The organism is Archangium sp., from assembly GCF_036277355.1.
GTDB lineage: Bacteria > Myxococcota > Myxococcia > Myxococcales > Myxococcaceae > Archangium.
The window spans coordinates 80,051-106,231 of sequence record NZ_DASUNC010000037.1; the positions used below are offsets into that span (position 1 = coordinate 80,051).

Annotated in this window: 16 protein-coding genes; 13 read left to right on the forward strand and 3 right to left on the reverse strand. The window is 68.7% G+C overall.

Annotated elements, in window-relative coordinates:
* Window positions 1-22: 22 nt before the first annotated feature.
* Entirely contained in the window at window positions 23-3,298 is a 3,276-nt protein-coding gene (locus VFZ09_RS09295; protein WP_329727204.1) for an RCC1 repeat-containing protein, read from the forward strand.
* A gap of 63 nt (window positions 3,299-3,361) precedes the next feature.
* Here the strand turns inward: VFZ09_RS09295 and VFZ09_RS09300 are convergent, their stop codons facing one another.
* Window positions 3,362-4,570, reverse strand: a complete 1,209-nt coding sequence (locus tag VFZ09_RS09300) for a hypothetical protein (RefSeq protein ID WP_329727151.1) — start codon at window positions 4,568-4,570, stop codon at window positions 3,362-3,364.
* Between the two features lie 630 nt (window positions 4,571-5,200).
* Here VFZ09_RS09300 and VFZ09_RS09305 point away from each other — a divergent pair.
* From VFZ09_RS09305 to VFZ09_RS09340, 8 genes are all read left to right on the forward strand, one after another.
* A complete protein-coding gene (locus VFZ09_RS09305) occupies window positions 5,201-6,481 on the forward strand; it encodes a hypothetical protein (protein ID WP_329727152.1) in 1,281 nt (426 codons plus the stop codon).
* 81 nt (window positions 6,482-6,562) lie between these two features.
* Window positions 6,563-7,393, forward strand: a complete 831-nt coding sequence (locus VFZ09_RS09310) for a hypothetical protein (RefSeq protein ID WP_329727153.1) — start codon at window positions 6,563-6,565, stop codon at window positions 7,391-7,393.
* 84 nt (window positions 7,394-7,477) lie between these two features.
* Entirely contained in the window at window positions 7,478-7,798 is a 321-nt protein-coding gene (locus VFZ09_RS09315) for a hypothetical protein (protein ID WP_329727154.1), read from the forward strand.
* Window positions 7,795-8,949, forward strand: coding sequence for a hypothetical protein (locus tag VFZ09_RS09320; RefSeq protein WP_329727155.1), 1,155 nt, complete (start codon window positions 7,795-7,797; stop codon window positions 8,947-8,949). Before VFZ09_RS09315 ends, VFZ09_RS09320 begins: the two co-directional genes overlap by 4 nt.
* Window positions 8,950-9,218: 269 nt before the next feature.
* Complete coding sequence (locus tag VFZ09_RS09325) at window positions 9,219-10,724, forward strand: hypothetical protein (RefSeq protein ID WP_329727156.1); 1,506 nt, start codon at window positions 9,219-9,221, stop codon at window positions 10,722-10,724.
* 90 nt (window positions 10,725-10,814) lie between these two features.
* Window positions 10,815-14,468, forward strand: a complete 3,654-nt coding sequence (locus VFZ09_RS09330; RefSeq protein ID WP_329727157.1) for a S8 family peptidase — start codon at window positions 10,815-10,817, stop codon at window positions 14,466-14,468.
* A 35-nt stretch (window positions 14,469-14,503) separates the two neighbouring features.
* Window positions 14,504-16,828, forward strand: a complete 2,325-nt coding sequence (locus tag VFZ09_RS09335) for a hypothetical protein (protein WP_329727158.1) — start codon at window positions 14,504-14,506, stop codon at window positions 16,826-16,828.
* Between the two features lie 137 nt (window positions 16,829-16,965).
* Window positions 16,966-17,811, forward strand: coding sequence for a DUF2911 domain-containing protein (locus VFZ09_RS09340; RefSeq protein WP_329727159.1), 846 nt, complete (start codon window positions 16,966-16,968; stop codon window positions 17,809-17,811).
* Here VFZ09_RS09340 and bshA read toward each other — a convergent pair whose 3' ends face one another.
* Both bshA and bshC read right to left on the reverse strand, forming a co-directional pair.
* Entirely contained in the window at window positions 17,812-18,972 is a 1,161-nt protein-coding gene (gene bshA, locus VFZ09_RS09345; RefSeq protein ID WP_329727160.1) for an N-acetyl-alpha-D-glucosaminyl L-malate synthase BshA, read from the reverse strand. It abuts the gene before it with no gap.
* Window positions 18,973-18,989: 17 nt separating this feature from the next.
* On the reverse strand, window positions 18,990-20,618 hold the full coding sequence (bshC, locus tag VFZ09_RS09350) for a bacillithiol biosynthesis cysteine-adding enzyme BshC (protein WP_329727161.1): 1,629 nt from the start codon (window positions 20,616-20,618) through the stop codon (window positions 18,990-18,992).
* A 125-nt stretch (window positions 20,619-20,743) separates the two neighbouring features.
* On the opposite strand from bshC, the gene VFZ09_RS09355 reads away from it, so the two are divergent.
* The 4 genes from VFZ09_RS09355 (at window position 20,744) to VFZ09_RS09370 (ending at window position 25,979) form a co-directional block, all read left to right on the forward strand.
* The gene (locus VFZ09_RS09355; RefSeq protein ID WP_414640684.1) at window positions 20,744-23,194 is read left to right on the forward strand and encodes a PIG-L family deacetylase; all 2,451 of its coding nucleotides are present in this window, start codon (window positions 20,744-20,746) and stop codon (window positions 23,192-23,194) included.
* Window positions 23,191-23,361, forward strand: a complete 171-nt coding sequence (locus VFZ09_RS09360; RefSeq protein ID WP_329727163.1) for a hypothetical protein — start codon at window positions 23,191-23,193, stop codon at window positions 23,359-23,361. The genes VFZ09_RS09355 and VFZ09_RS09360 overlap by 4 nt, the downstream gene beginning before the upstream one ends.
* Window positions 23,358-25,070 carry a sodium:solute symporter gene (locus VFZ09_RS09365; RefSeq protein ID WP_329727164.1) on the forward strand — a complete coding sequence of 571 codons (1,713 nt, stop codon included), beginning with the start codon at window positions 23,358-23,360 and terminating at the stop codon, window positions 25,068-25,070. The genes VFZ09_RS09360 and VFZ09_RS09365 overlap by 4 nt, the downstream gene beginning before the upstream one ends.
* A gap of 168 nt (window positions 25,071-25,238) precedes the next feature.
* Complete coding sequence (locus tag VFZ09_RS09370; protein WP_329727165.1) at window positions 25,239-25,979, forward strand: hypothetical protein; 741 nt, start codon at window positions 25,239-25,241, stop codon at window positions 25,977-25,979.
* Window positions 25,980-26,181 lie beyond the last annotated feature (202 nt).

Consider the following 26,181-nt stretch of genomic DNA (forward strand, 5'->3'; position numbering starts at 1 on the left):
CGGGAGTGGCCCGGGCGCATGGATGGGTGTGTTGCTCGGGCTATGTCTGGCCGTGGGATGTGGTTCACCTCCCGAGGAGGGAGGTTCGCAGGCCACCGAGCCCGCGGTGCTGGAGATCTCGCTGACCACTCCATCCACGCCGCCGCTCGGCCAGGAGCAGGTCACGGCGGGCAACTCCCACTCGCTGCTGTTGCGCCCCGATGGCTCCATCTGGGCCTGGGGTGACAACACCTTCGGCCAGCTCGGTGACGGCACGGACATGCAACAGTCCCTCTGGGTGCCGGTGCAGGGCATCGACAGCGTGGTGGCGCTCGCGGCCGGCTACCAGCACTCGCTGGCCCTGCGCGCCGATGGCACCGTCTGGGCCTGGGGTGACAACACCTTCGGCCAGCTCGGTGACGGCTCGGACGCGCAGAGCATGCTGCCCGTGCAGGTGCTCGGCCTCGACAGCGTGGTGGCCATCGCGGCGGGTGACTACCACTCCATGGCCCTGCGCTCCGACGGCACCGTGTGGACCTGGGGCTACAACAACTACGGCCAGCTCGGCGATGGCTCCACCTTCTCGAGCCCCTTCCCCATGCGGGTGCAGGACCTGAACGGTGCCGCGGTGGCCATCGCCGCGGGCAACGCCCACTCGCTGGCGCTGCTCACCGATGGCAAGGTCAAGGCCTGGGGTGACAACTACTACGGCCAGCTCGGCGATGGCTCCGTCACCGGGCACCTGACGCCCGTGCAGGTGGCGAGCCTCACCGGCGTGAAGGCCATCGCCGCGGGCACCTACCACTGCCTGGCCCTGCTGGTGGATGGCTCGGTGCGCTCCTGGGGCGAGAACGGCTCCGGTCAGCTCGGCGTCGGCTCCACCATCCGCCGTCCGGTGCCGGCGTTGGTGACGGGGCTCACCGGAGTGCAGGCCATCTCCGCGGGTTACCAGCACTCGCTGGCGTTGCTCTCCGACGGCACGCTGCGCGCCTGGGGCAACAACGACTTCGGCCAGGTGGGCAATGGCTCGCTCACCCATCAGCTCTCCCCGGTGACGGTGGCGGGCCTGGGCTACGTGAAGAGCCTCGCCGCGGGAGGCGCCCACTCCATGGCCCTGCGCGTGGACAGGCTCGTGTGGACGTGGGGCGACAACTCGCGCAACCAGCTCGGAGATGGGCAGGCCAGCCAGCAGCTGAGGCCGGCGCGCATCCTGGGCCAGCGTGTCCGGCTGCCCGTGGCGGGAGGCGGCCGTCACTCGCAGGCGCTGCGGGCCAACGGAACGGTGTGGTCCTGGGGCGCCAACGCCGTGGGCCAGCTCGGAGATGGGACGGCCCTGCCGAGGACCGTGCCGGTCCAGGTGCCCGGCCAGACGGGAGTGCAGCTGCTGGCCGCGGCCACGAGCCACTCGCTGGCGGTGCGCGCGGACGGGACGGTGTGGTCCTGGGGTGACAACGTCAACGGCCAGCTCGGCGACGGGAGCACCACCCAGCGCCGGCAGCCCGTGCCGGTGCCGGGCCTGGGCGAGGTGATGGACCTCGCCGCCGGGCACAACCACTCGCTGGCGGTGCGCGGGGACGGGACGGTGTGGTCCTGGGGCTTCAACGGCGCGGGCCGGCTCGGGGATGGGACGACGCTCCAGCGGGTGGCGCCGGTGCAGGTGCAGGGGCTGGACACCATCGTGGCCGTCGCGGCCGGGTACGATCATTCGCTGGCGGTGCGCTCGGACGGCACGGTGTGGGCGTGGGGCGACAACTCCGACGGCGAGCTGGGCGATGGGACGATCACCCGGCGCCTGACGCCCGTGCGGGTGCAGGGCCTGAGCAACATCATGGCCGTGGCGGCGGGCAACGGACACTCGCTGGCGCTGGGCGCGGATGGAACGGTGTGGGGCTGGGGCTACAACCTGCTCGGCCAGCTGGGGGATGGGACGACGGACCAGAGCCTGACGCCCGTCCAGGTGCGGAGCGCGGGAGTGATGGTGGCGATCGCCGCGGGCGACTACCACTCGCTGGCGGTGCGCTCGGACGGGACGCTGTGGTCCTGGGGCAGCAATGATCAGGGCCAGCTCGGCGATGGGAGCACCCTCGAGCGGGCGTTGCCCTTCCAGGTGCCGGGCCTGTCCAACGTGGTGGCCGTGGCGGCTGGAGATGGCCACTCGCTGGTGTTGCACGCGGATGGCACCTCCTCGTCGTGGGGAGGCAACGAGTACGGCCAGCTGGGCAATGGGACGGCCACCCTGCATCCGGTGCCCGTGCAGGTGCCGGGCCTGAGCGGGATGAAGGGCGTGGCGGCCGGCGGGCTCCACTCGCTGGCGGTGCGCTCGGACGGCACGGTGTGGGCCTGGGGCAACAACGGCTCCGGCGAGCTCGGGGATGGCACGGGGCTCCAGCGCGCGCTGCCGGTGCAGGTGCCGGGCCTGGGCTCCGTGGCGTCCGCCGCCGCGGGAGTCAACCACAGCCTGGCGGTGCAGTCGGATGGCTCCTTGTGGGCCTGGGGCAGCAACTCCCAGGGCCAGCTGGGCGATGGGAGCTCGAGCTCGCGCTTCGCTCCCGTCCGCGTGCAGGGCGCGAGCGGGATCGTCGCCGTCTCCGCGGGCAGTGCCCACAGCCTGGCGCTGCGCTCGGATGGAACGGTGTGGGCCTGGGGCGGAAACACCTACGGCCAGCTCGGGGATGGCACCGTCACGCGCAGGCTGACGCCGGTGCAGGTGCCGGGCTTGAGTGGCGTGGTGGCCATCGCCACGGGGCTCCACCACTCGCTGGCCGTGCGCGGGGATGGAACGGTGTGGGCCTGGGGCTACAACTTCTACGGCCAGCTCGGGGAGGGGACGAAGACGCAGCGCCTGACGCCGGTGCAGGTGCCGGGCCTCACGGGCATGGTGTCCGTCGCCGCGGGCACCTACCACTCCCTGGCCATCCACGCGGATGGGTCGGTGTGGTCCTGGGGCTACAACAACTACGGCCAGCTCGGGGATGGGACGCTCACCCAGCGCCTGCTGCCGGTGACGGTGCCGGGCCTGAGCGGCGTCATCTCCGCCGACGCGAACTGGAGCTCCCTGGTGGTGCGCATGGACGGGACGGTGGCGGCGTGGGGGAGCAACAACACCAGCCAGCTGGGGGAGGGGAGCACCACGGATCAGCGCTCCCCCGTCGCCTCGTCCGTGCCCACCAGCATGCGGTCCGTCTCGTCCGGCTCCAACCACTCCCTGGCGCTCCGGTCGGATGGAACGGTGTGGGCGTGGGGCTTCGGCAACTACGGCCAGATCGGTGATGGCGTGCCGTCCATGCAGCTGGCGCCGGCACGCGTGTCCGGCTTCTGAGGAACGGTCCCTCCCGCTCCACTCCCGCCATTGCCGGGGAGGCGCGGGAGGGGCCGCGGTGCCTTACGGCTGGCCGAGCAGCGCGCGGCAGCCCGCGTCATCCATGTTCCACGTCACGCTGCCCTGCTCGAAGCCGCCCAGCAGGCACGAGACGTTGAGCGTGGTGGAGGCGCTCACGTTGGAGGGGCCCGGGTTGTAGGTGATGTAGATGAGCTCGTTCTTGTTCAGCGCGAGCTTGTCGTAGTTGGCGCGCAGCGTGAAGGACGCCGTGCGCTGGTCGCTGATCTGTCCGTTCACCGGCGGGGTGTACTTGCGCACCTCGTTGAACAGCTCGTCCTGGAGCCGCCGCTGCACGGAGGTCACCACGTTGACGAAGTTGGCGTCACTCGGCGCGGTGGGACCCCAGGCGCCGCTGGTCTGCTGGTATTCGATGCGAATGCCGCACGTGTTCTCCGCGCCGCACTGCGAGAGTTGCTCGAAGAAGCCGCGCACCTCGCTGTCCACGCACGAGTTGGAGTGATAGGCGGCGTAGGTGCTCGCCTGCTCGAAGAGCACCTGCCAGTTCACGTTGAAGCGGGCCTGGCGGGTGAGGCTGCTCGTCTTGATCTCCCAGTCGATCTTCGCCGTCAGGATGTGGTCCCACTGGCCGCCGGTGGCCATGAGGAAGCGGATCGTGTCCACCCAGCCGGGCAGGGTGGTGGCCTGGAAGGAGAGGTCCTGGGCCACGACGCTTCCACTGGAGGCGCTGGTGCTGGTGAACCGGTACATCACGTTGGTGTCCAGGTCGTACGGCTGGGTGGGATCCTGGCGGGTGAAGCACCGGGGGACGGGCACCCGGCGGATGGCGCCGGTGGAGGTGACCACCTCGATGAACTCCTGCGCGCACGCCACGTCGATGCGGCCGTTGGTCACCTCGTAACCGGCGACGAGGAAGCGCGTCTTCGCCTTCGAGGCCGGCGCCGGGGTGATGTAGAAGCCCCGCGCGCTGGCCTCGCTCTGCAACTGCTGCAGCGAGCCCAGATAGCTGGTGGTGGAGAGCGTGCCATTCATGTTGGTCAGCTCCTCACCCGCGAAGAAGCCGGAGAGCGGCGTATAGGCGTTGATCTGGAAGCGCGGAGCCGGCGCGGTGCTCAGCGGGTACTGGACGGCCACGCCACCGCGGCGCGGGATGTAATAGACGAGCAGCGGGTCATCCGTATCCGCCAGCAGCGTGAAGGAGTCCTGCACGGTGGTGGAGAAGTACTGCGCCACGTTGCGGGCGCTGGGGGACATGGGCGCGGCGGCGGCTTGTCCTGACAATGTAACGGAGGCCACGGCCGCGATAGCGGAAAGCAGTGTCTTCTTCATGGGTTTCCCTTTCTCAAACAGCGTGTCGGGTGCTGCCTGGAGCGTCCGGCTGCTCCGTGTCTGCGTGATTCCACGTACGGGATGACGGTCTTGTCTCGTGTCTGTGTATTTCCCGTGGCGGTATCTTCACATACTCGGCGTATGTACGGATTTTGACAATATGGGATTGGCTGATTGATTCAGACGTATTCCAGCGAAGCTGGTGAGAGATGTCATCGTTGTAATGCGGGGGAAGATCGCAGAGGGACGAAAAAGTTTCTCCAGCCAGGAAAAGCGGTGTTAAGCCGATTTTACTCGCGGTCCGATGAGCACCGAGTATTATGCCTTTCATCCAACGGCCGAGCGCCCTGGATTCGAGGGGGAAATCCACTCAAGCCACAACCCGTAGTCCGTCCTGTCCACCTCAGGCGTGCCGGGCACCCGTGTGTCTTCTGTCACGGGCGCACTGGGACGCCGGGTGAATGTCACGGGTCCGTGAACACATGGACCTGACGGGAGAGGTGCTTCCTTCGAGCCGCACCCCATGAGTTGTCTGAGAAAGGAATGGTTCACACCATGAAGAAGTCATTGATGCACGCCGCTGTGGTCGTTGCTTCCGTTGCGTCCCTTGGCCAGGCGCAGGCGGCGCCGATGTCGCCCGCCGCCCGTCCCGTGGCGCAGAATTTCTCCGCCCTGGTGCAGGAGAACTTCACGCTGATGGGGGACACGGATGATCCGTTCCTCATCTACTACGTGCCGCGCCGTGGCGGAGTTGCCGTGGACTCGGCGGCGAGCACCAGCCCCATCCCGCGCTTCAACATCTCCGCCTTCTATCCGACGTTCGGCTTCTGGGCGGGCCTCGAGCTGAGCCGCCTGGGCGGTACGCTCTCCACCACCAGCTACCTGGGCGAGCTGCAGCGGCTGCAGAACGAGGCCGCCTCCAAGGGGCTCTACGTTGCCCCGGCGCCGGCCTCCAAGGCCAAGAGCAAGTTCCTGATCACCGGCTATGAGGTAGATGGCCGCATCGACGTGAGCTGCACCAAGGAGAGCATCGAGATCATCGTCAACGGCGTTCCCCGGACGGTGCAGGTCCCCAACTGCTTCACCCGCCAGAACCCGGACGAGCCGTACGCCCTGGACACCAACGTGATGTACAAGTTCGCGTCCACGGGCGTGAACAGCGGCAGCGTCGTGGCCCAGGACATCTCCTTCCAGGCCACCACCCTGCCCGACTACGTCCAGGGTCTGCGGGATGTGATGACGTTCGGCGGCCAGTGGGATAACCTGATCACCGCGAAGGTGGACTGGGAGATCAAGACCAGCAACCTCACCCGCCAGGCCCGCCTGCACGTGAACTGGCAGACGCTCTTCGAGCAGGCCAGCAGCTACGCCTCCATCCACCTCAACTCCTGTCTGGACGTGGAGGTGAAGGCCTTCTTCCAGCGCGTGGTGCAGTGCAACAAGGAGGCCGAGTGCGGCATCCGCATCGAGTACCTCGTGAACGGCGTCTGGGTCCCCACCGCGCCGAATGACGCCAACTTCGTCAACGTGGTGAACGCCGTGGAGCGCCAGGTGAAGGACGAGCTGTTCAACGAGGTGCGCAAGTACACCACGCCGGTGAACGGCCAGGTGTCCGACGAGCGCTCGGCCATCTTCACCCTGCGCGCCAACTACGAGAAGCTGATGATGAGCAAGAACGAGGTCATCAACGTCACGTACAACCCGGGCCCCACGGACGTGACCGCCTCCACCACGCTCAACATCTCCTGCCTCATGGGCGGCTTCGAGAGCGGCCGCGTGACGTGGAACATGGCCGACCCGGGCTGCGTGGCGCTGCTCGGCCAGGAGAACCCGTAATCCAGACGTGAAGTGACAGGGGCGGGAGGCTCTTCCAGAGGGCCTCCCGCTCTTCTCTTTCCCTCACACGCCCTTCATTCCATGCGCATCCATACCCACCTTCCCCTTGCCCTGCTCGGCCTGTTCGCGCTCGTGGCGCCGCGAGCCGAGGCCCAGCAGCTCGACTACGCGCGGACCCTCCACGGTCCCGACATGGTCTTCGTTCCCACCCTGGGGACGAACCGCGGCCCCATCTTCTACACGCGGTACGAGCAGGTGGCCCCCACCTCCTCCACCGCCCTGGGCGATTTCCGCCGCATGATCATCAACCTGTGGCCCACGGCGCACCGGCCCGTGACCCAGTACAACAACTTCCTCACCGCCAATGCCATCACGGACGCGAAGCAGCTCGCCGTCCCCACGTACGGTGCGTGTGAGCCGACGCAGGCCATCAAGGATCGGCTCGCCCACATGCCGGATGGTTTCAAGCCGGCCGCCCTGCCCGGTACCTATCCCATCATCTGCAAGCTGAGCCTCTACTTCCTGCCCGAGGAGGAGGCGGATGTGAGGGCGATGATCGCCGCGGGCCCGGTGATGACGCTGCAGGGCAGCGTTCCGCTCTGCGACGAGTCCAGCCCGCAGGTGAAGGTGCCGGAGATCAACCAGCGGCTCACCACCGATGGCGTCCTGACGACCAACACCGCCGCCGAGGTGACCGGCAACAGCTGGAACGTGCTCTACGAGTCCGCGCGGCTGGCCGTGCTCAGCCCCTCGCTCTTCGGCACGCCGGATCCCCAGGTGGGCTGGGAGGTGTACGCGAAGTCCTTCGTGATGGATCTGACCGCGCAGACGGCCGTGATGTCCCCGGCCACGGCCAGCCAGCCGCAGTACGTCTGCACCCCGGAGCCGCTGGTGTTGCAGTTCGGGCTGTAGGAGCGCCCTTCGTCTTTCATCACCTGAAACCGGGAGTGGCCAGGGCTGATGCCATGGCCGCTTCCGGTGCTGGAGTTTCAGCGCATGTCGAAGAGCATCTGGGTCGTCGTGGGTTGGGGCTGGCTGGTGGCCTGTACCGAGCCCGGGGGAAATGGCAATGGAGTGGACGCGCGCAGGCAGCAGGAGCGGGCCTGCATCCTCCAGCGGCTGCCACCCCAGGGGGATACGGCTTCCGGGTGGGAGGTCTCCGGCTACGTCCTGGTGGATGCGTACGTGAAGTGCAAGGAGACGCCCTCCGAGGCCTCGGCCGAGGACTTCTCCGCCGTGGTCCAGGGGCTGGCCACCGGAGTGCAAGGAGACGCCTCGCGGGTGCGGATCATCGCCCCGTCCGGAGGCTCGCCATGAGATGGGCGCTCCTGCTCTGCCTGGGGGTGGGGACGGCCGCGGCGGCGGGGGCGGGTGCTCCCGTGGAGACGGAGTGCACGGGGTGCCACACCTCCCGGCGCGTCGAGCCGCAGTCCCGCTTTCCCACCGGCCTGGGCAGGTGGAATGACAGTCAGTGCTATGGCTGCCACGCGGAGCTGAACGAGGTGGCCGCGCTGGGCGCGAAGGGGGTGAAGGATCGCCGCTACTACGCCGTGCCCGTGCGCGACGAGAAGCTGGCGCGCATGGCCACCTCCCCGCTGGCCTACATGAATGCCCCGGAGAGCCTCGAGCCCGCGGCGGGGGGCGTGTCCCGCGTGTCCTGGACGCGCCTGGCGGACTTCCTGAAGCGCCCGGCCAGCCTCTCGCCCTCGCAGGGCAGCCGGGCGCCCCGGATGATGGCCTATCCGTCCCTGACGGCCCGGGAGCTGAAGGCCGTGGCCCGGCTGCTGGGCGTGAAGGCGCCGGCCCGGCCCGAGGCCACCGCGACGCTCTCGGACGAGGAGCGGCGGCAGGCCGAGGCGCTGTGGACGGCCCGTTGCGTCACCTGCCATGGCGGCCCGAGCCCCGTGGCGGGCCGGAGCGACGTGGCGTTGGGGCTCTACACCGCCGAGTGGCTGCATGCGTATGCCCATGGCAAGGCCTCCTCCCCCCGCGGGGCGCGCACCATGCCCGTGGTTCCCCTCTCACTCCAGGAAGCGGAGCTGTTGTACCGGCTGTTCGGCGAGAAGCGGGCCGTGGCGGAGCGGGAGCTGGATGCGCGCGTGTCGCGGCTGAAGCCCGAGGACTCGGCCGCGAGAGGCCCGGTGCCTCCCGCCCTGGTGAGCTACCTGTGGGGGCCCTTCTTCCGGGATGCCACGTGCGTCCACTGTCACGCGACGAGCCCCCGGGCCATCGCCGCCTTCACCGCGGACGCGGAGGGGCTCAAGGCCTACCTGCGGCGCAAGTCCGGCACGGAGTTCTGGCGCCGGTTGGAGAGCCGTGCGCTGGAAGCGGAGCACGGGCTCGCCGCCGCGCAGCCTGGTATGCCCATGGCCGGCGTGGAGCTTCCTCGCGAGCTCCGCGCGCTCATCGCCCGTTGGGTGCTGGAGGGCTGCAAGGATCCGCAGGGTCAATCCTGGTGTCAGCGTTGAATGCCCGTGTGAAATTTTACATTCAATGAGGAATTGCGGGTAACGCGGCTTTTACAGATCTTGTCTTGACTTCACCCAGGGTGTTCAGTGTATTTGGAGCCCCATGGTTCGGGTTGACGGCCCGTGACTTCCGACCCCCAGGAAGGGCCGTCACCCATTCCCCCCGCCATACGCTGTCAGCCGTTGCCGATGCCGTGGCAGTCGCAGCACCCCTCGGCTCTCGTCCGGGAGGGCAGGGGTATGTCCATTCATTTGGGAGGGAGTCCGACATGAAGGCGTCCTGGAGCAAGTCGTTGTTGAGCATGGCCGCGGGTCTGGGTGTGTTGGCCGGCTGTGGGGGCGAGAGCGCGCCCGGGGCAGGGAAGAATCCGTCCGAGCTCGGGACGCTCGGTCAGAAGGTGCTGCCGGCCTGTCCGTTCACCACGCCTGTCATCAACATGGACAAGGAATTGGTGGTCCGGGATCTCACCGTCGTGAACGATTCCTGCCGCACCCAGTTCAACGGCACGGGCTGTGCTTCGCCGAGCTCCAGGGGCAAGTGGTCCTTTGGCTATCTCATGTCGCAGATCGCCGGGAACAAGGACGCGGTGGGAACCTCGGAGTTCGTGCTGAACTGGCTCAGCACGTGGCAGACCACCCAGGTCGTCAACGGCCATCAGGTGGCCGCCCGGGGCGGTATCACCACCCGGCTCATCAACACCTGGCGGGCCAAGAGTGGCTGTGCGACGACCGGGCCGTGCACGCTCGATTTCAACCAGGCGCCCTTCCGGCTGCTGGCCATCATCAACCGCATCGACCTGAGCGGGAATGCGTATGGCTCCGCCAGCCCTGGCGAGATGCGCTTCGTCTTCGGCTTCGTGGATCTCAACAAGCTCAGCGACGCGGCCAGCAACAACGGCGCCATGAAGGGCACGGTCATCTTCGAGTACAAGCTCACCCAGCACCTGAACACCTTCGATTGGGCCTATTACTGGCACCAGCTGGCCAACTACCCGTTCGGTGAGTCCTACAACGGCGCGTTGCAGCAGCTCACGGACCTGGTGACCACCTATGATCCGTCGTGGATCCCCGGTGGCTCGGCCATCAGCCAGGTGCGCACCAACGAGATCGAGTTCGACACGGCGTCGCTCGCGAACCGGGCGTGGGAGTTGCGTGAGCAGGTGCGTGACTGCTCCTCGGGTGTCTGTGTTCTGCGGCCGGACACCGTCAAGCTGACGCCCGACAGCCGGTACAACCGGGGGGGCGAGGAGCAGACGGATCCCGCCTACATGGGCACGAACCTGGATGACTACCTCCTCAACAACGCGTCCCTCATCGACCAGGAGGATCTCGCCACCCTGCCGGCGCACATGGTTGGCGGAGCCTCGCGGTCCAAGGGCGCGCTGGGACAGCAGCTCGTCTGGGATCTGTCCTCCATGGCGCAGGGCGCCTACGAGCCGAATGGTGGCAGCTTCAAGACGGCGACCCGGCACTCGTTCGCCCTGCAGACGTGCGGTGGTTGCCATTACGCCGAGACGGGGACGAGCAACTTCCATGTCGCTCCGCGTGGCATCAACCAGATGACCCAGCTGTCTGGCTTCCTCGCGGCCTCCGGCTCCGACTCGCTCATGCCGAACGCCAGTGACGTGTCCAAGCCGCTGTACTACATCTCGCCCACGGATCCGGTGGATGGCGAGACGCGTCAGTACAACGACCTGTGGCGCCGCAAGTGCGAGATGCAGCGGCTGCTGAACTTCTGGACGACGCCGCTCTTCAAGCCGAGCGGCGCTCACTGACGAAGGCAGGGGTGTGGGCCCGGTCCTCCGCATCGCGCGGGGGCCGGGCCTTCTCGTAGCGGGACGTGGAGTGAGGAAGGAACACCGTCAATGATGGACAGCGTTCGCAAGGGGCAGGGGATGCCCGCGGCGGGCCTCGTGGGGCTGGCCGTGCTGGTGCTCGTGCTTCAGGGGTGTGGGCAGACGCCCGGCGGTGTTTCCCCGGAGCCCGTGCTCCCGGGCGGGACCGGAGAGAAGCGGTATGTGGAGGGGGAGCTCCTGGTGCGTTTCCGGGCGCCGTCCCGCACGGGCGAGCCGTCCTCGCTCCACGCCAGGTGGGGTGCGAAGGTCGTCCATTCCTACGCGTCCCTGCCGGGCCTGCAGGTCATCCGGCTGCCCGAGGGGACGGACCTGGAGCGGGCCCTCGAGGCCTACCGGGCGGATCCGCGCGTGCTGTCCGCCGGGTACAACGCCGTCTACTCCAGCGACAGCGTGGCTCCGGTGGTCCCGGATGATTCGCTCTTCGGAAGCCTCTGGGGCCTGAAGAACACGGGACAGGACGCGGGCGTCGCGGGAGCGGACATCGGCGCCACCGAGGCCTGGAGCCTCACGCAGGGCAGCAACGAGGTCGTCCTGGCGGTGATCGACAGTGGCCTCGACTACAACCATCCGGACCTGGCGCCCAATGTGTGGACCAATCCCGGGGAGATTCCGGGCAACGGGCTCGATGATGACGGCAATGGCTATGTGGACGACGTGCATGGCATCAACGCCATCACCGGCACGGGCGATCCCATGGACGACGGCAACCACGGGACGCACGTGGCGGGCATCCTGGGCGCGGTGGGCAACAACGGGCAGGGAATCGCTGGCGTCAACTGGAACGCGAAAATCATCGCCTGCAAGTTCCTCGACAAGGCGGGCAACGGGACGGAGGCGAACGCGCTCAAGTGCATGGACTACCTGTTGCGCCTGAAGCAGCGCGCGAAGAACCCGGTCAACATCATCGCCACCAACAACTCCTGGAGCTGCCGGTCCCGCACCTGCAACTCGGAGCTCATGCGCACGGCCATCCTGAAGCACCAGGAGGCGGGGATGCTGTTCGTGGCGGCCGCGGGCAACGTCAACGCCAACATCGACACCGCGGAGAGCTGGCCCGCCAAACACCAGTTGCCGAACATGCTCGTGGTCGCGGCCACGGACCGGAAGGATGCGCGGTGGAGTTTGTCGAGCTACGGCCCGCACACCGTGCACCTGGGCGCTCCGGGCGTGGACATCCTCAGCACGGTGCCGGGCAATGCCTATCGCAGCTTCAATGGCACCTCCATGGCCTCCCCGTACGTCGTGGGCGTGGCCGGCCTGCTCGCGGCGCAGGATCCCACCCGGGACTGGAGGGCCATCAAGAACCTGCTGCAGGCCGGGGCGCAGCCCATTGCCAGCCTGTCGGGATTCACGATGACGGGCCGGCGTCTGCGCGCCTGGGGGCCCGGGGGCACGGGTGCATTGAATTGCGAGAACCAGACCCTCACCCAACGGCTGGCGCCCATGGTGACGTCCGGCCGGGTGGCCACGGTCGTCGGGTTTCCGCTCCCCCTCTCCGTGTTGAACATCCGCTGCGCCGTGCCCGCGGGGGATGTCTCCGTGCGCGTCGCGGGGAGCGCGGAGACGGTGGTCTCCCTTCATGATGAGGGCGGGGGAGGGGACCTGGCGGCGGGTGATGGCCTCTACTCGGGAGAGTTCACCCCGGAGCAGCCGGGCACGTACACGCTCACCTTCCCCGGGGGCGAGTCGCTCACCGTGGATGTGCTCAACCACTACGTTCCCGCGGAGACACGGCCGTTCTCCTACGAGACCATGACCGAGGCGAACGTCCGCGTCGACGGGGCCTCCGACGAGACGACCAGCGTCATCTCCGCGCCCTTTCCCATCCGCTTCGCGGATGTGTCCGATGGGTTCACCACGCTCTACGTGAACAGCAACGGCTACATCGCCTTCGCTCCCGTTCCGTCCGCCTCGGCCAACACGGCCCTGCCCTCCACCTTCTTCCAGACGGCCATCCTTCCCCTCTGGCAGAACCTGGAGGTGCCGGGTGTCGAGCCCTCGGGCCTGTACCACGAGACCCTTGGCACCGCGCCGCACCGGAGGTTCGTCATCGAGTGGCGCGACGTGGCCATCTCTCCCATCTTCCCGGTCCAACCCCTCAAGTTCCAGGTGGTGTTCTTCGAGAACAGCTCGGACATCGCGTTCAACTATGCCCAGGTGTTCTACGGGGACGCGGACTACCCGGAGCTCGACAACGGCGGGAGCGCCACGGTGGGCATCCAGCTGCTGCCCACGGCCGTCCAGCAGTTCAGCTACCTGGAGCCCCGCCTGGCGGATGGCACCTCCCTCCTGTTCAAGACGATCCCACCGGAGACTTCTCCGAACGTGCCGGTGGTCACCACCCCTGTCATCACGAGCGGCAGCCCGAAGGAGGGGAGCCTCGTCTCCGTCCAGGCCTCCTTCCGCGTGGCCAACGCGGAGGATGGTCCCTGGAAGGTCGAGTGGAGCTGCCACTACGACGGGGTGGACTTCGTGCCCGAGCAGGAGGACCTCGATGCTCCGCAGGGGCTCGTCATCCACACCTGTGATTACGCCAGCCAGGGTGACTACAAGGTGGCCCTCCGGGTCACCGGCCGGTCCGGCGAGGCCTCGCAGGTCCAGTGGACGGCCGTCACCGTCGCGGATGTCAGCCCGAGGGTCCTCTCGTTCTCGGCTACTCCGTCGAGTGGAAGCGCGCCCCTGGTGGTGGACTTCACGGTCTCCGCCACGACGGGGGCCGAGGACGGCACCACCGACCCGGTGAGCGGTTACGCGTGGGACTTCAATGGGGATGGGATCTTCGAGGCGGAGACGGCTGCTCCCACGGCCCGGTACACGTACACGCAGGGCGGCACCTTCACGGCGCGGGTCCGGGTGCGCGACATGGACAGCCACACCGACGCGCAGGCGCAGGTGGTGGTGCAGGTCATCACGCAGAACCAGCCGCCCACGATCAATCCCATCACCACCACCCAGACGGCCTACTGCGGTACGCAGTACTCGCTTCAGCTCTCCGCCTCGGATCCCAATGGGGATCCGCTCTCCTTCTCGTTGACGCAGTATCCCTTGGGGATGACGATCGATTCCTCCACGGGGATGATCCGCTGGACTCCCCCGGCGTGCGCGTGGGGCTACTTCTCCATCGTGAAGATCAGTGTCTCGGATGGCCGGGGAGGGACGGGCACGGCACAGTTCACGCTCAATGTGCGCAACAAGCAGAGCGCTCTCACGGCGCCCCAACTGCTGGAGCCGGAGGGGGATGCGCCCGCCGGGCCCAGGTCCCTGACCTTCATCGTGCGGAACGTTCCGCATGCCGGAGACGCCCCGTTCACCTATGACTTCGAGCTGCTCGATGTCATGGCGGGCGGCGAGGTGGTGCACTCCCTGCAGGGCATCGAGGAGGGCCGGGACGGGAGTACCTTCTTCACCCTCGACGGCGCGCGGCTCGAGCAGGGCAGGGCCTATGCCTGGAGGGTTCGTGCCGTTTCGGCCACGGACGGAGCGGGGGAGTGGTCGGAGCCCCGCCGCTTCCAACTCCGGCAGGTACCCGGGAGCGTGCCCCCTCCCAACCCAGGAGAGGGAAACATGGGTTGCAGCGCGATGCCCGGCGCCTCCGCCCCCGTCCAGCTCCTGCTGTTGCTCGCGCTGACGGGCACCGCTCGCCGCCGGGGACGGATCCCCTGACGAATGACCCGGGATGCGCCTATAAGGTGCCTCCCATGGATTCGAAGTTGCGACAGGTGGTGGAGGTGCTGCTGGGCGAGCAGGTGGTGTGGCTCGCCGAGAAGCCCGCGCCCGGCGTGGAGCCGGGACCGCGTGAGCTCTTCTTCAGCGTGGGCTCGCGCGGCGAGTCCCTGCCGCCCCATCCCCGCATGCTGGCGTGGAAGTTGCCCCAGTGGATGCGGCGCTCGGTGCGCTCCACCACGGGCGCCGTCCTCCTGTCCGCCGAGGAGCTCGACGCCTTCTCCCAGGAGTTGAGGAAGGGGCAGCCCGAGGGCTCGTTCGGCCCCCTCACCCTGCGCGTCCACGAGCCCACCCTGGACGTGCTCTGCGCCACGTTGCTGGCCATGTACCGGCTGCTCCACGGTTCCTGGCCCGAGGGCGTCGAGGCCCTCGTCGACTACGTGGGCGAGTGGGAGCAGGGCCACACCGAGACGGTGGGAGACTACGAGCGCGCCCTGGGCACGGTGTTCTACGCCGCGCTGAACCTGTGGCCCTCGGAGACGGATCGTCCCACCCGCGAGCTGCTGGAGCTCCTGGCCACCGTGGTGGATCGCGGCCGGCTCTCCGTGGAGCTGACGAAGCTGCCCGATTCGCTCATCCCCCCGGCCATCTCCCGCCGGCTCAAGGCCGACGAGCGCCTCTACCGCGCCGAGCTGTCGCGGTCCCAGCGCGTGCAGCTCGACATCCCGCTCGGTGACGAGGACAACGGAGCCGTGCGGCGCGTGGACGCGCTCTTCCTGTCCTCCTTCCAGGACGTCACCGTCCTGCGGCTCCTCGCGCGCACCGACACCGAGAACACCCACTACGGCCAGGGTTTCGACTTCATGGCCATCCACATCTCGCGGCCGGACCAGTCCAAGCCCTGGCATGCCTTCTCGCTCACCCCCGAGCGCGCGGGGACGCTCGCCAACCTCGCGGGTTACCTGGATGAGCTCGAGGGAGAGCGGCTGCCGGATGGGAGCCCTCGGGCCCGGGGGGCCCGGCGCTTCGAGCGCCAGCCCAATGACTACTCGGACCCGTGGTACTCGGATGGCTATGCCAGCCCGATTGGCCGCTCGACGATGGTGGCGGGCCCCTACTCGGGCACCCGGCAGTCGCGCCGCGAGCTGTGGGAGGCCATCTGGAGCCGCTTCAACGTCGGCCGCCACGTCCACGTCCTCAAGGCCCACACCGTGTTCGCCCGGCCCTTCCTGTGGCGGGGACCGGCGCCCGACGTGGAGCTCGTGTCCCGAGGCTTCCGCCGGTGCGATCTCTCCAACCAGGGCTCGGCCTTCCACCCCGCGGTGGTGCACTCCTTCCTCGGCGCCACCCCCGAGGCGGACGTGCTGCACTACGAGAAGCCCACCGACGGCCACACCGTCCGCGTCTCCGTCTACCCGAACCGGCTCGTCGTCGTGTGGATCGAACGGCCCCGGGCGGCGGACACCTCGCTGTACGAGCTCGCCCGCGAGCAGGCGGCGCTCGTGGAGAGCAAGGAGCTGTGGGAGCTCGAGCCCCTGCGGGGCCTGCCGCCCTGGCTCGCGCCGCTGGGCCCGGAGCGCTGGCTCGTCTACGGCGGTTATCGGATTTCCCGCGGCCGCTCGTCGATGCTCGATGACTCGCGCTCCATGCAGGGGCTCTTCTACGCGCTCGCCACGGGCACGGAGCCCACGCTGGAGAAGCTGCCGTCCGAGGCCGCGTCGGAGAGCCGCCGGGTGCTCCGGGACGCGGCGGGCGAGACGGAGCACTGGCTGACCTCGACGGGCGGCGCCCGGATCGACTTCCTCATCGAGGAGGAGGAGCGCGGACCGCTCGCGTGCGACCGCGACTTCCTCCTCTTCCTGCTGACGATCGGCCAGCGCTACTCGGCCTTCGAGACCAGCCGGCGCATGGCCGAGGTGGAGCAGCGCTACCGCACCTCGCGCTGGCAGAGCCTGCGGCCGGCGCGCAGCGTCCGCTCGGACGTGATGCTCTTCACCAACTCCCTGTGGCACACGCGCGTGAGCGAGGATCCGGACATCAACGCGCGCTACCTCGCCTGGCACTCGCTGCACGGATTGCAGGAGACGGTGGAGGCCATGAAGGACCAGGCCGCGGAGCTGGACCAGTACAAGCGGGACCAGTTCGACCGGATGGTGGGCATCCTGGTGTTCGTCTTCCTGCCGGTGAGCCTCGCGTGCGGCTTCTTCTCCGGAGCGCAGTTCCAGGAGATGAGTCCCTCGGTGGGCATCCCCGGCACCACCACCGGCTGGCTCATCTTCCTCGGCTACACGGCGGCCTTCACGGTGCTCGTCTTCGGCACCGTGTTCCTCGCGCGGGTGATGAGCTGGCGCAGGCGCTGAGGGGCTCGCGGCTCCTCCCCGGATGCGCGTGGGCAGCCCGCCGGAGCTGGTCAAACGGGTGCTGACGGCGTGAGGGCCGATCTATAGAGTCCACCCGCTCATCCGCCTTCCCTGAGCGAAAGGACCAAGTGAGGACGATGAAGAAGCTTCTTGGGTGCGTTGTCGCTGTTGTCGTGGCCCTCACCGCGCTGCCCGCCTCGGCGCAGCTCCAGCTGCCCGCCGCGAGCCCGTCGGCCAAGGTGTCTCAGGACGTGGGTCTGACCGAGATCTCCGTCGACTATTCCAGCCCCGCCGTGAAGGGGCGCAAGCTCTGGGGCGAGCTCGTCCCCTTCGGGCAGGTGTGGCGCACCGGCGCCAACATGGCCACGAAGATCTCCTTCAGCCGGGATGTGACCTTCGGCGGCAAGCCCGTCCCCGCGGGCACCTACTCCCTCGTCACCATCCCCGCCGAGAAGGAGTGGACGGTGGTGCTGAACAAGGAGCTCGGCCTGTTCGGCGGTGGCAAGGCCTATGACCAGAAGGACGACGTCGTCCGCGTCTCCGCGACCCCCGCCGAGGCTCCCAACCGCGAGCGCATGACGTTCCTCTTCTCCAACACCACCGAGGACCAGACCTCGCTCGACCTCGAGTGGGGCACGCTGCGCGTCTCGGTGCCCGTCAAGACCGACACGGCGGCGTACGCCCAGGCCAACATCCAGGCCACGGTGAACGGTGCGTGGCGCTCCCTGGCCAACGCGGCCCGCTATGTGGCCGACACGTCCAAGGACTACAACACCGCGCTCGGCTACGCGGATGACTCGCTGGCCATCCAGTCGCACTGGTACAACAACTGGATCAAGGCCGACATCCTGGCGCGCACGGGCAAGTACGCCGAGGCCCGCAAGTTCGCGCAGACGGCCTGGGACCTGGGCCAGAAGGACCAGAACTTCTTCTTCAAGGATCAGGTCGCCAAGGCCCTCCAGGACTGGAAGGGCAAGAAGTAGTCACCGGGCGGTTCCAGCCAGCAGCCGGCGATAGAGCGCCTCGTAGCGATCGATCGCCGGCCCGAGCTGGAAGCGCATCAGGACGTTCTCCCGGGCACGGCGGGAAAAACCCCGCCAGTGCTCGGGCTCGCGGACCAGTTCGAGCACGTGGCTGGCCATGGCCTCCACGTCGCCCACCGGCGCGAGGTAGCCCGTCGTCCCGTGCTCCACCTGCTCCGGGATGCCGCCGATGTTGCTCGCCACCACCGGGATGCCGCAGCTCAGGGCCTCGAGCGCCGCGAGCCCGAAGCTCTCCTGTTCACTCGGCAGGAGGAAGACGTCCGCCGCGGCGAGGATCTCCACGAAGCTCTCCTGCTTGCCCAGGAACGCCACGCGGTCCTCCAGCCCGAGCTCCCGCACCCTGCGCTCGGCGGGAGAGCGCTCGGGGCCGTCACCGATCATCACCAGCCGGCAGGGGCGCCTGCTCTGGACGGCCGCGAAGACGGACACCACGTCGCCGATGCGCTTCACCGGCCGGAAGTTCGAGACGTGGATGAGCACGGGCTCGTTCTCCGTCAGGCCGGGGAAGAGCTGGCGCAGGTGGGTCCGGTCGCGCGCCGGCCAGTAGCGCTCCGTGTCGACGAAGTTGGGGATGACGTCGATGGGGAAGGTCTCCGGGATGCCGAAGCCCTCCCAGGTGGCGCGCCGCAGGAACTCCGAGGGCGTGGTCACCGCGTCGCTGCGCAGGATGGAGAAGCGCGTGATGGGCAGGTAGGTGGGGTCCGTGCCCACGAGCGTGGTGTCCGTGCCGTGGAGCGTCGTCACGATGCGCGGCGCCTTGTTCCCCAGCACCTCGCGCGCCATCCAGGCCGCCGTGGCATGGGGCACCGCGTAGTGGACGTGCAGGATGTCCAGGTGCTCGTAGCTCGCGACCTCGATCATCTTCGAGGCGAGCGCCAGCGGGTACGTCCCCGAGTGGGCGAGCGCCGGGTAGTCGCTCTCCGTCACCTCGTGGAAGAGCACCTTGCGCGTCATGCCATGCAGCCGCACCGGCAGATCGCGCGCGATGAAGTGGACACGGTGGCCGCGCTCCGCCATGGCCAGACCGATCTCGGTCGCGACCAGGCCGCTGCCTCCAAAGGTGGGAAAGCAGGTGATGGCCAGGTTGAGACGGTCGCTCATGGGAGTGCGGGCCGAGGTCACGGCTTCAGGTCCTTCAGGTTGCCCGAGAAGGGCTCACAGGCCTCCAGCACGAGCCGCGTGAAGGCGTGGGAGCCGAGTCGGCTCGCGTAGTAGGGCAGGGCGTGGATGCGCTCCTGGGGCGCGCCGTCCGGAGCGAGGTAGCCCCGCAGGCGCTCCACGCGCTCGAGGGTGGTCTGATCCCGCTGCGTGATGGTGCGGCCGTACCGGGCCGCGAGGCGCGAGACGCCCCGGCGGACGGTCTTGTCGGTGCGGGTGATGGCCTGGGCGAAGGCCGGGTCGATGGCGGCCATGCGCTCGCCGAGGCGCGCGAGCTCGGAGGCGAAGGCGCTCAGGAGGCGGGCCTCGACGGCCTCGGGTGTCTCGAAGGCTTCTCCGCCGTCGCGGGCGGCGAGGCGGGCCAGCAGCTCGTCACGCGGGGCGTTCGCGTCATCCGGTGCGAGGCCGAGCGTGTCGAGCAGGCGGCGTGCGCGATCGTCGATCACCCGGAACCGGGCGCGCGGCACGATGAGCGGCATCGGCAGGCCCGCGTGCGCATACAGGGGCGCGAGCTGCGCGAAGTAGGCGATCTCCCCCGGCCCGCCGACGTAGGCCGCCGTGGGAAGCCAGGAGTCCTGGAGGATGGGCCGCAGCAGCGCCGACGTCGTGAAGCGCAGCGGCTCGCGTTCCAGCCAGGAGCGGAGCCCGGCCGTCGTCACCGAGGCGCCCTCGGGGTGGCCCACGAGGCTCCAGGAGCCTGGAGTGGTGGAGGGATCGAGCCGGTAGCGCGCACCCTCGGTACCGTCGGGAGAGAAGAAGTTCAGCGGCGCGCCCGGACGGATGTGGACCTGCTCGGAGAAGCCCGCCTGGGCGAGGGCATGGCCCCGCTCGGCGAGCTTGCTACAGATGGGCGCGGCCTCCTCGATGGCACGGCGGTGGATGGGCGCGGCGAGCGGCGCGAGGCGCGGGTCTCGCGGGTCGAGGAACACGAGCCCCTCCTCCGCGAAGAGCGCCGAGAGCACGTCGGCGAAGGCCTCCGCCAACGTTGCCTCGGGGCGGTAGGCGCGCTCGAGCAGGGACAGGTGCTCGTCCGCGTGGGGATTGCCGCCCAGCTCGGCGCGCAGGGCCGCGAGCGCACCGGTGATGCTCGGACCCAGGTGGCGGTGGGCCACCGGAACACGCGAGGTAGCGGCATCGGGCAGCTCCAGGGCCAGGCGCAGGGGCCCGCCAGCGGAGCGCGGAACGAAGCAGTGATCGATCTCGGGAAGGTCGTGGTCCTCGGTCTGCAGCCAGAAGACGGGGACACAGGGCCGGCCGGTCTCCTCCGCGAGGGCGCGCGCGGCGACGATGGCGGAGGCGGCCTTGTAGACCGTGAAGAGCGGCCCCAGGAAGAGCCCGACCTGCTGACCGGTCACCACGGCGGTCGTGCCGGGACGGGCGAGCAGCTCCAGGTTCTTCTCGCGGGCGGGGCTCGGCGCGAGGCGCGCGTTGCGAGCCACCAGCACGTCATGAATCGCCGGAGCCATGGGGCGGGAGGCCGCGGCGGCCACGGCTTCGGCGCGGGCGCTCCGGTGCCGGAAGCGGTCGGAGAGGAATTCGAGGGCTCGCGGATCACCGCGCAGCCAGGAGGCGGAGAAGGAGGAGGCCACGGGCGGCTTGTAACACGGACCCGCATCGGGAATTCCCGAAGGATTCCTCACACCCTCGGGGTGGCGTTCCTTGTTAGGGTCCGCCCGGAATGCGGACCCTGGTGATCTTCGGAATGGCAGTGGCCATGAGCCTCGGACTCTCGTCGGTTTCACTCGCGCAAGCGCCCCGGCAACCCCATGCGGGAGAGCTCGCGGCGGACCTCCGGCGCCTCGGCGTCACGGGGAGCGTGCTGTACGTGGCGGCCCACCCCGACGACGAGAACACGCGGCTGCTGGCCTATCTCGCCGGTGAGCGTGGATTTCGCGCGGGCTACCTCTCGCTGACCCGTGGCGATGGCGGGCAGAACCTCATCGGCACCGAGCAGGATGAGCTGCTCGGGCTCATCCGCACGTACGAGCTGCTCGCGGCGCGGCGCATCGACGGCGCCGAGCAGTTCTTCACGCGGGCGAGGGACTTCGGTTACTCGAAGAGCGCCGAGGAGACGCTGCGCATCTGGGACCGGGAGCAGGTGCTGGCCGATGTGGTGCTCGCCATCCGCCGCTTCCAGCCGGAGGTGATCATCACGCGCTTCACCACCCAGCCGCCGAACCACGGGCAGCACACCGCGTCGGCCCTGCTGGCGGAGGAGGCCTTCACCGCGGCGGCCGACCCGAAGCGCTTCCCCGAGCAGCTCGCGGAGGTGAAGCCGTGGAAGGCCGACCGGCTGTTGAACAACGTGTCCACGTGGAACTTGAAGCCGGACGCGGACATGTCCGCCTACCTCAAGCTCGACGTGGGCGGATACGATCCGCTCCTGGGGCGCTCGTGGGGGGAGATCTCCGCGGAGAGCCGCAGCCAGCACAAGAGCCAGGGCTTCGGCGTGCCGGCCGATCGTGGAACGCAGCTGGAGTACTTCAAGCCCCTGGCCGGAACGCAGCCGAAGTCCGATGTCTTCGAGGGGCTCGAGCTGTCGTGGCGGCGGTGGGGCGGCACGGAGCAGGTCGTCCGGACCATCGACGAGGCGGTGAACGGGTTCGATGCGCGCGCGCCCCACAAGAGCGTTCCGGCGCTCCTGCGCGTCCACGAGGCGCTCTCGGCGCTGCCGGACAGCAACCCGTGGAAGGCCCTCAAGCTGCGGGAGACCGAGGAGCTCATGGCCGCGTGCGCGGGCCTGTTCCTCGAGGCGCGTGCGGCGGAGGCGATGGCCGTGCCGGGCAGCCAGGTGGCGTTGAACCTGGTGGCGCTGAACCGCTCGCCCGCGGCGTTCCGGCTGGTGGGCGTGACCCTGCCGGGCGGCGAGTCCGTGGCCGCCGGTACCGAGCTGGCCGGCAACAAGCCGTTCAAGCTGTCCAGGACGGTGGCGATTCCGGAGACGGCCCGCATCTCCACGCCCTACTGGCTGCGCAAGCCCGTCGCCGGTGGCCTCTATGCGCTGGAGGAGCAGGACCGCGCGCTCGTGGGCAGGCCCGAGGGTGAGCCCGCGATGTCGGTGACCTTCCTCTACGAGGTGGGCGGCAAGCGCTTCTCCGTGGTCCGGCCGGTGGTCTACGTGTGGACGGATCCGGTGCGGGGCGAGCTGTACCGCGCGTTCGAGATCGCCCCGGCCATCACGGCGACGCTCGACCGGGAGGTGCTGATGTTCCCCAACGGCGCGGCCCAGGCCGTGTCGGTGGTGCTGGCCGCGGGCCGGGCCGATGCGGAAGGGAAGGTCCGGCTCGAGGTTCCGGCGGGCTGGCGTGCCGAACCCGCCGAGGTGCCCTTCAAGCTCGCCGCGCGCGGAGATGAGCGCACGGTCCGCTTCCAGGTGACTCCGCCCAAGGGCGCGAGCGAGCGGGGCCGGCTGCGGGTCATCGTCGACAGCGGAGGCCGCTCCGAGTCGTGGCGGGTCCGCTCGGTGACGCACGAGCACATTCCACCGCAGACCGTGCGCCAGCCCTCCGAGGCGGCCCTGGTGCCCTTCGCCCTGGCCACGAAGGTGCGGCGGATCGGTTACATCCCCGGCCCGGGTGACCGCGTGGCGGAGAGTCTCGCGGCCGTTGGCTATGAGGTGACGCTGCTGCCCGAGGAGCGCCTGGCCTCCGAGAAGCTCGAGGGCTTCGAGGCCATCGTGGTCGGGGTGCGTGCCTTCAATGCCAATCAGCGCCTCGCCCTCCACCACGAGCGGCTCATGCGCTACGTGGAGCAGGGCGGGCGGCTCATCGTGCAGTACAACACCAACAGCCGCGTGGGCCCGCTCAACGCCTCGCTCGGGCCCTATCCCCTGGAGCTCGGCCGCGATCGCGTGACGGACGAGACCGCGGCGATGACGCCCGTGGATCCCAACCTCCCGCTGCTGAAGGGACCCAACCGCCTCACGGCCGCCGACTTCGAGGGCTGGGTCCAGGAGCGCGGGCTCTACTTCGCCTCGAAGTGGGACGAGCGCTACAAGCCCGTGTTCGCGATGAACGACCCGGGGGAGGAGCCGCTCCGGGGTGGACTCCTCGTCGCCCGTCACGGCAAGGGAACCTTCGTCTACACGGGCATCGCGTTCTTCCGCCAGCTTCCCGCGGGCGTGCCCGGTGCCTACCGCCTGCTCGCGAACCTCCTCGCCCAATGACAGACGCCTCGAAATCCCCTGAAACGGCCCCGGCCCGCGCGCAGCGGCCCGAGCTCGACGACGCGCCACCCCTGCTCGGGTCCTGGCGCAACATCTACCTCGTCGTGCTGGGCACTCTTGCCTTCTTCATCGCCCTGTTCTGGGCGCTCACCCGGGCCTATTCGTGACACTGCTCGACTGGCTGGTCCTCATCGGGACGACGGCATCCATCGTGGGTTGGGGGCTCTGGCGCACGCGCGGCGAGAGCAACACCGCCGAGGGCTTCCTGCGCGGCACCCAGGACTTGCGCTGGCCCACCATCGGCCTGTCCGTCATGGCCACGCAGGCCAGCGCCATCACGTTCCTCTCCGTCCCGGGCCAAGCCTACGAGGACGGGATGCGCTTCGTGCAGTTCTACTTCGGCATGCCGATCGCGATGGTGCTCATCAGCGCCATCTTCATCCCCATCTACTACCGGCTGAACGTCCTCACCGCCTACGAGTACCTGGAGTCGCGCTTCGATCTGAAGACCCGCCTGTTCGGCGCCTTCCTCTTCCTCGTCCAGCGCGGGCTGGCGTCCGGCATCACCATCTACGCGCCCGCCATCATCCTCTCGGCCGTCCTCGGCTGGCCGCTCGAGCCGACCATCGTGGGCATTGGCGCGCTCGTCATCGTCTACACGGTGACGGGTGGCTCCAAGGCCGTCAGCCAGACGCAGAAGCAGCAGATGGTGGTGATGCTCGGGGGCATGGTCGTGGCCGCCATCGTCATCGTCTGGCGGCTGCCCGAGCACGTGTCCTTCGGCCGCGCCGTGGATGTCGCCGGAGCGCTCGGCCGCATGAACGTGGTCAGCTTCGATCTCGACATGCAGGACCGTTACAACATCTGGTCCGGGCTCACCGGTGGGTTCTTCCTGGCGCTGTCGTACTTCGGTACGGACCAGTCCCAGGTGGGCCGCTACCTGACGGGCCGCTCCATCGCGGAGAGCCGGCTCGGGCTGCTGTTCAACGGCGTTCTGAAGATCCCGATGCAGTTCCTCATCCTCTTCGTCGGGCTCCTGGTCTTCGTGTTCTACCAGTTCAACGCGCCGCCGCTGCTCTTCAACCAGCCGCTGCGCGCGAAGGTACAGGCGACCGCGCAGGCGGGCGAGTTCGCCGCCATCGAGCAGAAGTGGGCTCAGGTGCAGGCCGACAAGCGCGCCGAGGCCGACCGCTACCTGGCCGCGCGCGAGGCCGGTGATGCGTCCGCCGTGGACAGTGCGCGCGAGCGGCTCCGGGCCGCCGCGAAGACGGCCGACTCGGTCCGCAAGGAGGCGAAGGCCGTGGTGGCTCGCGCGCTGCCGGGCACGGAGACCAAGGACTCGGACTACATCTTCATCTCGTTCGTGAAGGACTGGATGCCCAGTGGGCTCGTGGGGCTGCTCATCACCGTCATCCTGGCGGCGGCCATGAGCTCCATCGCCAGCGAGCTCAACGCCCTCGGTGCGACGACCACGGTCGATTTCTACCGGCGGCTCGTGCGCCCTGATGCGTCGGATCGCCAGGTGCTCGTGGCCTCCAAGCTGTTCACCGTCTTCTGGGGCCTGGTCGCGGTGGGCTTCGCGAGCTTCGCGTCGCTGCTCGACAACCTCATCCAGGCGGTCAACATCCTCGGCTCCATCTTCTACGGGACGGTGCTGGGCATCTTCCTGGTGGCCTTCTTCTTCAAGCACGTCCGCGGCCACGCCGTCTTCTTCGCCGCGCTCGTCTCGCAGACGACGGTGATCGCCCTCTTCATGTTCAGCGCGATCGGCTACCTCTGGTTCAACGTGATTGGCTGCGCGCTGGTGGTCGTCCTGGCCCTGGTCCTCCAAGTGGTCATGCCCCGGGCCCCGGAGGCTCAGCCGTCGCCGGGCTAGCGAGCGACCGGGCGCTGGCTCGGGTGTGAGGTGCCCCAGGGAGCTGGGGCCATCTCCCAGGAGTCTCCTGCCAGGAACTTGCGGGGATCCCTTTTTTACCCGTTAATTCGTTTTATTGGGATGGCGGCGGATCTGGGCCGTCCTCATGGAGGAGAGGGAGAAGCCACCATGAAGGGTCGTGCAATCGCTCTGGGGTTGACCGCCTGTGTGATGGTGTTGGCGGGAGCGTGCGGGGGGACGGAGGCGTTGGACGAGGCCGACGCGCCGGAGACCGCCTATGACTTCTATCCCGACTCCCACTACATCATCTGCACCTCCGCGAGCAGCTGCCCCTGGGCTGGCGAGAACTTCGAGGCCTATGCGGAGGGCGCGCTCGTCGAGTGCTCGAGCGACTCGTCCCAGCGGGCCCATGTCGAGGTGACGTCCGGGTGCCTCGCGTCGAAGTCCGCGGGCACGGGGCGCCAGGGGTGGACGAGCACGTCCAACTTCCGGGCGCTCTCGCGGCTGTACGTGGATGGCAAGAAGGTGGGCTGGAAGACCGCGGCTCCGAGCTACCGCGCCTCCATCCAGGACTGGCAGGCGGATGCTCCCGCGTGGGCCGGGCTGCATGTCTTCGCCCGCTACCAGACCGAGAACGACCTGTACGTGGCGTCCTACCGGAAGGACGGGCTGGTCACGATCAAGAAGAAGCTGGGCGGCGTCTCCACCACGCTCGCGCAGAAGATGCTCGGGGCTCCGGAGACGCGGACGTGGCACACCGTGAAGCTCTCGGTGAGTGGCGACACGCTGCAGTACTTCGTCGACGGCGCGCTCCAGCTCACGGCCCACGACACGAGCCTGACCTGGGGCACGACGGGCCTGCGCACCGACTCCATGGACGTGTACCTGGACGACTGGAAGCTCGAGTAGCGGCCATGACCTCCGGGAAGTTGCCTCCAGAGCAGCCGGGCAACCGGCGGTGAGCCGAGGCGTTCCCGTGCGCCAGTGGACTTTTCACGGTCACCGGACAGAATAAAGCCCTGCTGCAACTTCGTTGCAGGAGGCAATGCCCAGGACTCGTCATGTCCTGTCTGTTCTGCCAGTGCGCCGCCACAACCCTCACGCACTTCTG

Bases quoted from the DNA above. Each gene is read 5' to 3' on its own strand.
- VFZ09_RS09340 (WP_329727159.1), top strand. From the start codon at position 16,966: ATGAAGAAGCTTCTTGGGTGCGTTGTCGCTGTTGTCGTGGCCCTCACC.
- VFZ09_RS09360 (WP_329727163.1), top strand. From the start codon at position 23,191: ATGACAGACGCCTCGAAATCCCCTGAAACGGCCCCGGCCCGCGCGCAG.
- VFZ09_RS09370 (WP_329727165.1), top strand. From the start codon at position 25,239: ATGAAGGGTCGTGCAATCGCTCTGGGGTTGACCGCCTGTGTGATGGTG.
- bshA (WP_329727160.1), bottom strand. From the start codon at position 18,972: ATGAGCGACCGTCTCAACCTGGCCATCACCTGCTTTCCCACCTTTGGA.
- VFZ09_RS09330 (WP_329727157.1), top strand. From the start codon at position 10,815: ATGATGGACAGCGTTCGCAAGGGGCAGGGGATGCCCGCGGCGGGCCTC.
- VFZ09_RS09335 (WP_329727158.1), top strand. From the start codon at position 14,504: ATGGATTCGAAGTTGCGACAGGTGGTGGAGGTGCTGCTGGGCGAGCAG.
- VFZ09_RS09315 (WP_329727154.1), top strand. From the start codon at position 7,478: ATGTCGAAGAGCATCTGGGTCGTCGTGGGTTGGGGCTGGCTGGTGGCC.
- VFZ09_RS09310 (WP_329727153.1), top strand. From the start codon at position 6,563: ATGCGCATCCATACCCACCTTCCCCTTGCCCTGCTCGGCCTGTTCGCG.
- VFZ09_RS09320 (WP_329727155.1), top strand. From the start codon at position 7,795: ATGAGATGGGCGCTCCTGCTCTGCCTGGGGGTGGGGACGGCCGCGGCG.
- VFZ09_RS09300 (WP_329727151.1), bottom strand. From the start codon at position 4,570: ATGTCCCCCAGCGCCCGCAACGTGGCGCAGTACTTCTCCACCACCGTG.
- VFZ09_RS09305 (WP_329727152.1), top strand. From the start codon at position 5,201: ATGAAGAAGTCATTGATGCACGCCGCTGTGGTCGTTGCTTCCGTTGCG.
- VFZ09_RS09355 (WP_414640684.1), top strand. From the start codon at position 20,744: ATGAGCCTCGGACTCTCGTCGGTTTCACTCGCGCAAGCGCCCCGGCAA.
- VFZ09_RS09295 (WP_329727204.1), top strand. From the start codon at position 23: ATGGGTGTGTTGCTCGGGCTATGTCTGGCCGTGGGATGTGGTTCACCT.
- VFZ09_RS09325 (WP_329727156.1), top strand. From the start codon at position 9,219: ATGAAGGCGTCCTGGAGCAAGTCGTTGTTGAGCATGGCCGCGGGTCTG.